The sequence below is a fragment of the Winogradskyella sp. R77965 genome, from assembly GCF_044594915.1.
Classification (GTDB): Bacteria; Bacteroidota; Bacteroidia; order Flavobacteriales; family Flavobacteriaceae; genus Winogradskyella.
Genome location: NZ_CP138990.1, coordinates 130,003 through 140,768 on the forward strand (window position 1 = coordinate 130,003; position 10,766 = coordinate 140,768).

The window sequence follows — 10,766 nt, forward strand, 5'->3', positions numbered from 1 at the left end:
CGATAGACATGCGCAAATGCAATTGTACAATCAATATTGTAATGGTATGTTAATCGTGGCACTTCGATTTGTAAAAGATACAATGGAGGCAGAGGATATTGTGCAAGAAGCGTTTATAAAAGCGTTCTCTAAATTAGAACAATATAAGGCAGAGGTCAGTTTTGGGGCGTGGTTAAAACGTATAGTTATTAATAGATGTATTGATGTTTTAAAGTCTAAAAAACAACGTTTAATAGAGTTAGAAGAACATCATCTTAATGTAGTTGACACGGATTACGAAAAGGAGTGGTTGGTCGATGATGAGATTACAATAGAGGACGTAAAAGTAGCTATTGAAGGGCTGCCAGAAAAATATAAATATGTAGTGATGTTGTATTTAGTTGAAGGCTATGATCATCAAGAAATATCACAGATTCTGAATATTTCTGAAGTCGCATCGAGAACACAACTATCTCGAGGAAAACAAAAATTGCAAAACGCATTAAAATTGAAAAAAAATGGCACAAGATCTTAGAGATTTATTTAACGAAGAACCAAAAGATCAGAATGTGAAAATGTCTGAAGGTCATGAAGCACGTTTTCTTCAAAAGTTAGAAGAAGAATTGCCTAAACAAAAATCTTCACATCGACTTAGTTTCTTAAATATAGCGGCAAGTATTGTGGTGTTATTGGGACTTACGTATGGCGCATTTCAAATGTTTCCAACTTCTGACACTACTGATGATGAACCAACTAAAGTTGTAGAAACGGATATAAAAACATTGGGTGACATATCACCAGATTTTAAGAAAGTTGAAGATTATTATTTGGCGAGTATCAATTTAGAATTATCTAAAGTGCAATTAACTCCACAAAACAAAGAATTGTTTGATGGCTATGTGCAACGTCTCAAAGAACTAAATGATGAATATGATAGATTAACCATAGAGTTAAATGAGAATGGGCCAAATGAAGACACTTTAGATGCACTTATTAATAATTTAAAATTTAGACTCAACCTTGTAATGCGTCTTAAAGAAAAACTTGCAGAATATAATGATGATTCATTTGTGCAAGAGAGTATATAATCACAATCAATAAATCAAAAAACGAACAGTTAAATCAAAAAAAATCATGAACTTTTCAAAGAAAAATCACGAACACAACACAGGAAATAGAAAATCCGTGAGTAAAACAGCAATCAAAATTTTAATGCTTTGTCTAATAACCACAGTTGGTTATGCACAGAAAAAGTTAAGCAAAACATCACAATCAATTAAAGTCAATAAGAATGTAGTAGTCGACTTAAATACCAGTTATGCAGAAATACAACTTGAAACCTGGAATAAAGATATTGTAGAAGTTGAAGCTTATATTGAAAGCTCAAGGTTATCTCAAGAAGAGCTAGAACGCGCACTTAAAGCATGGAATCTTAAAGTAGATGGCTCTAGCGATAGAGTGATAATTTCATCAACAGGCGGAAGCAGTGTTGGTTTATTTCGCGATGGAGATTATTCAAATTTATTAAGAGATCTAGAGGTAGAATTAGCAGATTTACCAGAGATGCCAGAAATGCCAAGATTTCCAAACTTACCAGAAATGTCAGAAATGCCAGAGCTACCAGAGCTACCAGAAATGCCAGAATTACCTGAATTACCAGAGGGTGTAAACTCTATTTCATTTGATTATGACAAGTATCAAAAAGATGGTGAAAAATATTTAGCAGAGTGGAGTAAGACATATGAAAAGAAAGGTGGTAAACAGCTTAAGAAAAGTATGGAAGAATGGGCTAGAAAATTTGGAGAATCTGGCTACCAAGAAAAAATGGAAAGATGGGGAGAAGAATATGGTAAACGTTTTGAAGGTAAATGGGCAAAAGATATGGAAAAATGGGGAGAGAAGTTTGGTGACAAATTTGGTAAGGACATGGAAAAATGGGGAGAAGAGTTTGGTGAAAAGTTTGGTAAAGAATGGGAAGAAAAAATGGAAGCTTGGGGAGAACGTTTTGGAAAGGAAATGGAACAACGAACTGAAGCTATGGAAAAAAGAGATGAGCTTATGAGTGAGCGAAGAGAATCTATATTAGCAAGACGCTTGGAATCTGGTAGTAATAGCAAAGTAAAAAAAGTGATTAAAATAAAAATCCCTAAAAAAGCAAAGCTTAAAACTAATATAAGACATGGTGAATTAAAATTATCTTCAGTTATTCATAATATGAGAGGAGATATATCACACTCATTTTTAGTAGCAGAACACATTGATGGAAGTGACACTTCCATCAATGTATCTTATTCTCCTGTAGTTATAAATACTTGGAGTTTAGGAACACTCAACCTCAATTTTGTTGATAAAGCACAGATTAAAAATGCCAATAATTTGGTGCTCAATTCTAAATCATCTAATATTAATATTGAGACCTTAACAGATACAGGTATTATAGATGGTAGCTTTGGTGATCTTACGATTTCTAATTTAACAACATCTTTTAAGAATCTTAATTTGGTTTTAGAAAATAGTGATGCCTTAATCAATTTACCTCAAGATATTGACTATAGTTTGTATTTTAAAGGTAATCGCTCTAAATACAACAATAAACCAACGACTCAAAAGACTGTTCGTAATTATCCTGATGGACAAAGTTCTAGTAGAAACATTATCGTAAATGCTAAATTTAGTAATGTCATTATGAATTAAACCCTTTGAGTTGCAGAATAATTTAAAGGGTCAATTCTAGTATTTCTTCCTGTTTTCCATAAAATAGATTCTTATTTTTATGGAAATTTTGTTTTTATGTCCCTTTCATCTTTTGAAAAATTCCTGAAATCTCAAAAACCACACACTTTAGTTGATGTTTCAATTCTGCAGCGCGATTATATACCAATAGATTTATCAATTCATAATTCCGAATTAAAAGCAGTCAATGTTTCATCTTCTGATGATTTGGAACGTTTCATTTGGAATTACATGAAAGACCATAATGCCAAAGTTGCCTATGGAGGCTATTTGGAACATCGTGGCATATATGAACGCAGCAATTATTTTAATGAACTAAATCCTGAAACAGAACGCAATATTCATTTGGGATTGGATATTTGGATAGAAGCGAAAACAGAAATATTCGCGCCATTGGCGGGAACAATTCATAGTTTTAAAAACAATACCAATCATGGCGATTATGGACCAACTATAGTTTTAAAACATAATATCAAAACTTTTGAGTTTTATTCACTTTATGGTCATTTAAGTTTAGAATCGATTAAAAACTTGCAAGTCGGAGTGGAAGTGAAGCGAGGAGACCAAATTGCTACATTAGGAACAGCAGAAGTTAATGGAGATTATCCACCACATTTGCACTTTCAGATTATAAAAGATATCCAAGATTATAATGGAGATTATCCAGGCGTGAGTAATCAAATGGATTTAGACTATTATAAAGCCAATTGTCCTGATCCTAGTTTATTGTTTGATTTATAGACTAACAGGCGCTGTGGATTTATCATCCTGAATTTATTTCAGCGTCTCATTCATACGGAAAACTTCTTTTTTAGGAATGACTCAAAATCATCAATTCCTTTTAATCAATACCATTATGGTATATAATAATTACCATCATATACACCAGCAATAACTTGCCCATCATTTCTGGTAAAGGTGAAGGTAAAAACGATATTATAAGCTGTAAAATTAGTAACGGTTACTGAACCCGATTGTGCATATACCTCAGAATCCGGATTGTTGTCAGACAGTAAAACAGTTCCAGAATTAAATTCACTATCTATTACAGAACTATTAATTGAGATGTCATAATCTTCAATTTGATTATAAGTTGTTTGTTGTATGGTTGAATCATTCAAGCTAAAATGCAAATAAGTCACATCACTTAAATCACTATTGCTGGTAATTTCTGAACTCGTTTTGTTAAATAAATTAATGCTAATATCGCCAGTATTTTCGTCTCTAATGATGGCTGATGCTAAGTCATAGGTTTCACCATTAAATGTAAATTCACTGAGTTTTTCTAGAGTAATGTTAGTATTATCTTCTGGTGAGCAAGTAAATAAAACGGAGCAAAGTGATAGCGCTAGCAGGAAGTGCAGATTTGGTTTCATAACATTTTAATCTTTAATTAATAAGTAGGTTTGGTCTATCAAATATATAATAAAAAAGATAAATGGAGCTGAAGAGCCTTATTTTAAAGCCTATTTTTAGGTTAGTCCTAAGGTTTTTGTCCTTACGTGCTTGGAACTGAAAAAATGGGTTTTGTTTAAGAAAATGATAGGATTTAAATGGGTATTCTAAAAATAATAGTAACGCTCAGCGTAAAGTTTCAGTATGAACTATCATATATTTAAAGCTTCTTGATACTTTCCAAAAAAAAGCACTTATAATGAAGTTGGATTATATTACTTGAAGTAAATCTTAATGTTTAATACGACTTACGATATAGATGTTTTAATCTAATGAATTATCCGTAATGATAAGTTTATATACATATCTGTTTTCAGAAGGCTCATTAAAAACCCATAGATTGTCATCTATAGGATCTTGCCCATAAGCCAGAATAAAATTGTCATCTACCATTTTATATAGCTTAATGTTATTAAATACAAAGGATTCCGTCGGTAATATTGGTTCTGTTATTTGATTAAGATTACTTCCAACTACCAAATTAGATTGACTATCTATCGGGAATTGCATATTACTTTCAGAAAATAATATGAGATCTATACTCGAATCATTCTGTATTATATACTCAGTTTCAAAGCCAGAGTTTATATCATCATCTTCGCATTGCGTGGCGACTATTAATGGTAATAACAACAATACATACAGCTTTTTTATTTTAACTAACTTTTTCATTTGTCTTTTTTTTGAATCGAAAACTTATATTTATTCTAACTTATAGTTGATGGCATCAAAGTATTCAGTTGTTCCCATTTTTTCATAGTTATTGAGTTTTCGTTTGTTTATTATAGAACAACAGAACTTTTATAAACCCTGAAAATTTTTTCTAAAAATTTTAAAATTAAAACTAAATAATTGATTATAAGTCTTTTGGAATATATTATTGATTCTTTAATCTTAGGCGTTCAAATTCTTCTGATCTTTTTATTTGTTCCTCGAGATTCCAATCAAAATCAAATCTACTTTTAAGAAATTCTGCAATGGGTCCTAGTCCAATTTCTGCTCGTCTTTTATCAATATTCACAGGGTCATAAACTGGCCATACATTAAAGCTTTTTGTTTCAGGATAGAATTTCATCTGGCCACCATAAATTTGTAATTCACCTTTATCTGTGGCAATTCTATCCTCAGCCCTAACTAATAATCTAGGCTCTAATTTTTTATCTAACACGGCTTGTTTCATTAAAGGAATATAATGTTCTCTAGTCTCTTGGTCTGCATGTTGTAACACATTGCAAATTGTTAAATTACCGCGTTCGCCAATCTGTGTTGAATCTGGCCAACTGTACTTAGTAAGAATATTCTTGATTTTAATAATGTTAAGCGCATGATTTTTTTTGTACTCTTTTTGGTATGGCTCTATTTCTTTAGACTCAGTGCCATAGATTCTAATTAAAGAATCAATTAAGCGTAATGGGGTTTGCTCTTTTTGCCAGATAGTATCTAAAACGGCAATTAAATTTTCAGGTTTTTGAACAGGCGTTTTCTTTTTGGTATTGCCTGAACAAGATAAAACCGCTATTAGTAAGAAAGGTAGTGTTAACCTGATTATTGGTGTTTGATATTTCATAGGTCAATAAGGATCGTAAACATAATAGTCTAGCTCTAAGTTAGTAAAAGAAAATTAGAGCGGTTAATTTACTCACACTCAGCCTGTACAACTTTATGCTGCCATTGTATCCAATATTCTTGTAAACCTTCAGGTGTGGTTTTTAAATCACTAATGTCTAATTGATGCCCTTGCATAAGAACACTTTTTAGCTGTGTTTTACGCTGAGAAAGGGCAGGAGTATGATTCCAACCACCAACATGGTCAAAAGCTGTGTAAGCTTCGCATTTGTCGTTAACTATCACAAAAGGAATAGATAAAGTATATGTCACCTCGCCAGAACCCATACCTTCTGTGGTCATTTCAACTTCTGAAAAATCTACTTTACTGTAATCTCCAGATGTATAAAGCGCCTTTAATTGGTCTCCAACTTTTGCGGACATGGTATTAGAGAATTGGTGTGCAATATCGTCTCCGTTTATAAATTCCTTGCCTTTGTAAGTACCTTGACAGGCTTTTTTTGTGCAGGTTATTTGGTTGTTTTCGGTTATGCAGATAGATATTTGACTTTTTGTCTTTTGGCAATTAATGAAACATAAATTTATAAGTAATAAAATGGTAAGTTTTTTCATTAATACTATGTAAATAGTTTCTTTAGTTTATAATAAACGGCTTTTAATAGAATATTCCATTGGAATTTGTTTAAGTAAGTTAGAAATAGTGATATATTTTGCAAGACTACTAATTATCGTCAGGTAATGGAGAAATCATAATATGTGCTCTATGTGTTCCAGGATTCATAATCCAAGGATGATTAGAAGCTTGTGGTACTTCTGGTAAGCCTGTAGATGCTGCTGTGGCATATGGCATATATACCACATAACGGAGTCTTGCTTCGTCTACTATTGCTGTTTCTGGGTCATATAGTGTGTTTTTACCAAAGTAGATGTGCAAGGTCGCTCCAGTAGGTATTTTAAGTTTACCCGATTTTACTTCTTCTTCTCGGATATCAAAAATTTCTTTATGTTTCTTTCCTTCTGCTTTTAAGGCGCGTCCTCTTGCCATAAAAGGTTCTAGATCTTTGTGATAACATGCGGCATTAAAACCCTCTTTTTTAGGGTCATCTACAAGTACAATAAATTCATTATTACCTTCTCTTAGCGTTACAAACTCACCTGCCATATTGTAGCCAATAACTTTACAGCCCACTCTGCTTGCTTTTGGGGCAGCCATTAATGCAGTGGCTATTAAAGCCTGGTCAGAATCTATTGGTTTTAAGTTTTTATTGGTTTCGTTTACTGTTGGTTCTGCTGTAACAGTTTCTTCTGTCTCTGTTTTAGTTTTATCTGTTGTGTTACAAGACATTAAAATGCTTACAAAAACAAGTGTTGTAATAATATGTTTACTCACATTATTTTTCTTGCGGAGTTTGTGAATCTTTGATTTCATATATCTATGTTTATTTAAGTTTTAGTTTATTTTTTTCCAAGTTTGATTTTGAGTAGGAATGGTAACTGCCAAAATCTTTCCACTTGAGTCTTTTTTGAAATCTAAATAAAGATCAGATTTTGATAAGTAAAATCTAGTTTCTGATTCTGGGAGTAGTGCTGTGGTTTCATCACCTACCTTACTAAATAAACCATCATTCTTAATAAAAAACTCGGCTTTTATGTCAGCACCAGTTAATTGATAATCACCACAGTATTTTTGTAATTCAGTTTTACTTAGCTTAAGAAACTCTCTATTTTTATAGGTAATTACAGCTCTTGTTTTTAAGTTATATTCATCACCAGATTTTAACCAATAATACTCGCGGCTACCAGCTGGTAGTTGATAGATCGTATCTCGCTCTTCAGACCAACGCGTACCATCGTAAACAGCAACATAAGACTTACCAAGAACCATAAACTTATTGTTACGAACTACAATACCTGTACTTTCATCAATGCCTATGCCTAGAAGTTTAGGTTTATAATCTAAAATCTCGAACATATCATTTTGACGGTTTCTTGCTAATACATGCTGGTCTATTGCAATATTTTTCACAAAGGCCAATCCTTCTTCATGATCTCCCATCATTATAACGTTAGTTTTAGAATCTCCTCTTGCCAAATATGATCCTTGAATTGTTGCTCCTGCGGATGAACCACCAATTACGCCACCTCTATCTAGTACCTTATTTAGAGCGTCATGTGTTTTAGTATTAAGATAAGAATCGGCTAATCGCCATTGTCTACCACCTGTAAACCAGACACCAGATGCCTTATCTAAAGCACTGATAAATTCTTTTGAGTTAGCCTCCTTCTTGTCTCTTGTATGTAAAATGGAAACATTAGTAAATCCTTTTCTTATAAAATCGTTTTTGATATTTATAAGTAATTTTTCATCGAGGGCATTGCTAGAAATAGCGGTTGGGATTACTACTAAAGGTTTATCTTCACCACCCATTAATTCTTTAAACTTATCCCATAACTCTTTACTTATTCTGCCGCCACCAACAATTAAAAGTGATCCTTTTTTGGGCCCAATGGTTTCGTTTTCTTTTAAATCGTTCGAATCTTGTCCAAAGAGATAGTTAACTGGTAATAGCGAGATAGCAATTAGAATACAGATTACTAAGTTGCGATTGTATTTCATATGTTTTTAGGTTGGATTTAATGATAAACAGCTAACGTTTTATGATTTTAAAGGTAAGAAACTTCATTTAATCTTCTACTTTGTACTGCGTATTTTTATGATTATTAGTAGGTTGAGCTTGTTGTCTTGTATCACTTCATAAAAAATCCTGATGAATGCATCAGGATTTATATAACGGTGTTTTAGATTTGTTTAGTTTATAGTTTGATAGTTCCATCTCTTAAGGAGTCAATAACTCTCTTCCAAATATTATAGTGATCTGCATCAGTAGCTACTATTTTAGCTCCTTTTGTTTTTAAAAAATCTAGTTCTTCTTGAGTTGGTATACCTACATTGCTATCTTTTTTTCCATAACAAAAAATTAAATTCGATAAATCTTTATCCGCTAACTCATCTGTAAATTTAAAGTTTCCTACACCGGCTTTTAGCATTTCTTTTACTTGTATTATTCTAAAAAAACGCTCAGTTCTAAACCTTTTAGGTGGCAAAGTTGTATCAGGAATAATGAGTGTATTACCATCTTTTTTAAATCCAGAATTAGATCCTTTTAATTGATATTGGGTTTGTATAGAGTCAGCATTAAGTCTCCCTCCAGTCATTAGGTAAGTATCTGCCAAAGATGGTCTATTTGCAATATAATAAGGAATTATGAATGCACTATAAGAATGACCTGCTACAATAACATACTTATTCCGATCTTTAAAGTATTTTATAGCACGATACATTATTTCTGCACTGTTTTCTGCTTCTTTATAACCATCAGATATTTTAAAATCTAAAGCATTAAAGATGGTTTTATTATATGTGCTAGACTGGTGAATTACTATAGTCTGGTAGTTGTCGTAATTATTTAGATACTCCCAATAGACTCTACCATTATTTTCAAAATCTAAACTATTTTTTGGTCCGCCTTCTCCAACTATTAAAACTGTATCTTTTTCCTTAAAACTATCATTTACCCATAATAGAGTTGTGTCACTTGGTAATTTCGTTGGAGTATATTCTTTTGATTTGTAGTTTTCAGTTTTTAGCGTTGTTTCCTTTTTTTTACAAAACATAGTAATTGGGAGAATAACAATTAAGGCAATAGCTGTTGCGATTTTTTTCATAATTCTATTTTTATCTTGATGTAAAGATAAATAATTATCTTGATATAGAGATAATATTTTTTATATTTATAAAATGAAAGAACAAAGCATGGATATTATTGACCGTTTAATTTTTGAGTGGAATAAAGAAAAACCAGACTTAGATGCCTCAGCTATGGAAATAGTAGGTCGTATTCTAAGACTCGGTAAATTACTTGAAAAGAGCGCAGGTAAAGCCTTAAAAATTAGTGGTATACACTATACGGATTTAGATGTGTTAGCTACATTAAGACGTTCAGGAAAACCATATCAATTAACTCCAAAACAGTTGATGCAGTCTGTATTAATAACATCGGGTTCTATGACAGCTTTATTGAATAGGTTAACTAAATTGGGTTTAATATATCGTATAACAGATATAGATGATAAGAGAATAAAGCATGCCGTATTAACTGATAAGGGAGTTAATATCATAGATGAAGCGATAGAGTTGCGTTTTGCTGAAGCTGACGAAGCAGTTTCTAAATTGAATAGTAAGGAAAGGGAACAATTAACACTTCTGCTAAAAAAAATGCTATCTAATTAAAAAATAGTATCAAATTCTATTAATCAAAAAATCCTGATGGATTACATCAGGATTTTTGTGAATCATATCTCTTTTTAATAAACTTAATATTTAGGACTTACCTTTTTCATAGTTAATATTACAGATGATGCCACTTTTGGGTTATCCTCAAATATATGCACTGTGTTAGAAGTGTTTAAATTATTAACAAAGGCTTCTCCAGTTCCTCCAAAAGACCCTCTTATAAAATAGATTTCACCTTCTTTTGCATTAATCTCAAGAACATCTTTTTTTGCGCTTTTGGTGTTGTATTTATGCACTTCATTTGCTTTTACTTTGTGCACAAAATAACTATGTGTTTTTATATTTATAAAAGATTCTCCGTTATATTCTACTTTACAAGCTAAAGCAGCACCAGTGTAAACATATGGTCTGTATAAATATACATAAGCATATCCTGAATCTGGTTTTTCAATTTTAATATTTAATGGGTTTTTAATTATTGAAGGGTTAGAAAAATGGACGTCAGCAAATTTGAATATGTTTTTTTTCTTTTTACCCTTTTGTCCATTCTCAATGTAAGTGATTTTTTTATTTTTTAGTTGAACAATTTCACAATGAATAGTATCATTTTTAACCGTTACTAAATAATCTGTACCAGCCTTTTGAGCAATTGCGCTAATGCAAAATAGCATTAGCGTTAGGGTAATTATAGTTTTCATTGTTTTCATTTATTATTGTATAAAATTAAGAAAAACTTTAC

At 31.8% G+C, this 10,766-nt stretch carries 13 protein-coding genes; 5 read left to right on the forward strand and 8 right to left on the reverse strand.

Annotation, left to right across the window (positions count from 1 at the left end; all coding sequences use genetic code 11):
* Positions 1-16: 16 nt before the first annotated feature.
* The 4 genes from SJY34_RS00600 to SJY34_RS00615 all read left to right on the forward strand — a co-directional run bounded on the left by SJY34_RS00600 (position 17) and on the right by SJY34_RS00615 (position 3,453).
* Positions 17-514, forward strand: coding sequence for an RNA polymerase sigma factor (locus SJY34_RS00600; RefSeq protein WP_400077925.1), 498 nt, complete (start codon positions 17-19; stop codon positions 512-514).
* Positions 498-1,067 carry a hypothetical protein gene (locus tag SJY34_RS00605; RefSeq protein WP_400077927.1) on the forward strand — a complete coding sequence of 190 codons (570 nt, stop codon included), beginning with the start codon at positions 498-500 and terminating at the stop codon, positions 1,065-1,067. The genes SJY34_RS00600 and SJY34_RS00605 overlap by 17 nt, the downstream gene beginning before the upstream one ends.
* A 46-nt stretch (positions 1,068-1,113) precedes the next feature.
* Complete coding sequence (locus tag SJY34_RS00610) at positions 1,114-2,673, forward strand: hypothetical protein (RefSeq protein WP_400077928.1); 1,560 nt, start codon at positions 1,114-1,116, stop codon at positions 2,671-2,673.
* Positions 2,674-2,769: 96 nt separating this feature from the next.
* Positions 2,770-3,453, forward strand: a complete 684-nt coding sequence (locus SJY34_RS00615; protein WP_400077930.1) for a peptidoglycan DD-metalloendopeptidase family protein — start codon at positions 2,770-2,772, stop codon at positions 3,451-3,453.
* A 113-nt stretch (positions 3,454-3,566) separates the two neighbouring features.
* Here the strand turns inward: SJY34_RS00615 and SJY34_RS00620 are convergent, their stop codons facing one another.
* The 7 genes from SJY34_RS00620 to SJY34_RS00650 form a co-directional block, all read right to left on the reverse strand.
* The gene (locus SJY34_RS00620) at positions 3,567-4,088 is read right to left on the reverse strand and encodes a hypothetical protein (protein WP_400077932.1); all 522 of its coding nucleotides are present in this window, start codon (positions 4,086-4,088) and stop codon (positions 3,567-3,569) included.
* A gap of 343 nt (positions 4,089-4,431) precedes the next feature.
* Complete coding sequence (locus SJY34_RS00625) at positions 4,432-4,839, reverse strand: hypothetical protein (protein WP_400077934.1); 408 nt, start codon at positions 4,837-4,839, stop codon at positions 4,432-4,434.
* 205 nt (positions 4,840-5,044) lie between these two features.
* The gene (locus tag SJY34_RS00630; protein WP_400077936.1) at positions 5,045-5,734 is read right to left on the reverse strand and encodes a DUF6624 domain-containing protein; all 690 of its coding nucleotides are present in this window, start codon (positions 5,732-5,734) and stop codon (positions 5,045-5,047) included.
* A gap of 68 nt (positions 5,735-5,802) precedes the next feature.
* Positions 5,803-6,345 carry a hypothetical protein gene (locus tag SJY34_RS00635; protein WP_400077938.1) on the reverse strand — a complete coding sequence of 181 codons (543 nt, stop codon included), beginning with the start codon at positions 6,343-6,345 and terminating at the stop codon, positions 5,803-5,805.
* A gap of 109 nt (positions 6,346-6,454) precedes the next feature.
* Positions 6,455-7,162 carry a hypothetical protein gene (locus SJY34_RS00640; RefSeq protein WP_400077940.1) on the reverse strand — a complete coding sequence of 236 codons (708 nt, stop codon included), beginning with the start codon at positions 7,160-7,162 and terminating at the stop codon, positions 6,455-6,457.
* A gap of 21 nt (positions 7,163-7,183) precedes the next feature.
* Complete coding sequence (locus SJY34_RS00645) at positions 7,184-8,350, reverse strand: cyanophycinase (RefSeq protein WP_400077942.1); 1,167 nt, start codon at positions 8,348-8,350, stop codon at positions 7,184-7,186.
* Positions 8,351-8,547: 197 nt separating this feature from the next.
* Entirely contained in the window at positions 8,548-9,459 is a 912-nt protein-coding gene (locus tag SJY34_RS00650) for a hypothetical protein (RefSeq protein ID WP_400077943.1), read from the reverse strand.
* A gap of 73 nt (positions 9,460-9,532) precedes the next feature.
* On the opposite strand from SJY34_RS00650, the gene SJY34_RS00655 reads away from it, so the two are divergent.
* Positions 9,533-10,024: a MarR family winged helix-turn-helix transcriptional regulator gene (locus tag SJY34_RS00655; RefSeq protein ID WP_400077945.1), complete on the forward strand. Its 492-nt coding sequence runs from the start codon at positions 9,533-9,535 to the stop codon at positions 10,022-10,024.
* Between the two features lie 83 nt (positions 10,025-10,107).
* Here the strand turns inward: SJY34_RS00655 and SJY34_RS00660 are convergent, their stop codons facing one another.
* Entirely contained in the window at positions 10,108-10,725 is a 618-nt protein-coding gene (locus tag SJY34_RS00660) for a hypothetical protein (protein WP_400077947.1), read from the reverse strand.
* Positions 10,726-10,766: the final 41 nt, after the last annotated feature.

Bases quoted from the DNA above. Each gene is read 5' to 3' on its own strand.
- SJY34_RS00630 (WP_400077936.1), bottom strand. From the start codon at position 5,734: ATGAAATATCAAACACCAATAATCAGGTTAACACTACCTTTCTTACTA.
- SJY34_RS00655 (WP_400077945.1), top strand. From the start codon at position 9,533: ATGAAAGAACAAAGCATGGATATTATTGACCGTTTAATTTTTGAGTGG.
- SJY34_RS00645 (WP_400077942.1), bottom strand. From the start codon at position 8,350: ATGAAATACAATCGCAACTTAGTAATCTGTATTCTAATTGCTATCTCG.
- SJY34_RS00635 (WP_400077938.1), bottom strand. From the start codon at position 6,345: ATGAAAAAACTTACCATTTTATTACTTATAAATTTATGTTTCATTAAT.
- SJY34_RS00650 (WP_400077943.1), bottom strand. From the start codon at position 9,459: ATGAAAAAAATCGCAACAGCTATTGCCTTAATTGTTATTCTCCCAATT.
- SJY34_RS00660 (WP_400077947.1), bottom strand. From the start codon at position 10,725: ATGAAAACTATAATTACCCTAACGCTAATGCTATTTTGCATTAGCGCA.
- SJY34_RS00615 (WP_400077930.1), top strand. From the start codon at position 2,770: ATGTCCCTTTCATCTTTTGAAAAATTCCTGAAATCTCAAAAACCACAC.
- SJY34_RS00600 (WP_400077925.1), top strand. From the start codon at position 17: ATGCAATTGTACAATCAATATTGTAATGGTATGTTAATCGTGGCACTT.
- SJY34_RS00605 (WP_400077927.1), top strand. From the start codon at position 498: ATGGCACAAGATCTTAGAGATTTATTTAACGAAGAACCAAAAGATCAG.
- SJY34_RS00620 (WP_400077932.1), bottom strand. From the start codon at position 4,088: ATGAAACCAAATCTGCACTTCCTGCTAGCGCTATCACTTTGCTCCGTT.
- SJY34_RS00610 (WP_400077928.1), top strand. From the start codon at position 1,114: ATGAACTTTTCAAAGAAAAATCACGAACACAACACAGGAAATAGAAAA.
- SJY34_RS00625 (WP_400077934.1), bottom strand. From the start codon at position 4,839: ATGAAAAAGTTAGTTAAAATAAAAAAGCTGTATGTATTGTTGTTATTA.
- SJY34_RS00640 (WP_400077940.1), bottom strand. From the start codon at position 7,162: ATGAAATCAAAGATTCACAAACTCCGCAAGAAAAATAATGTGAGTAAA.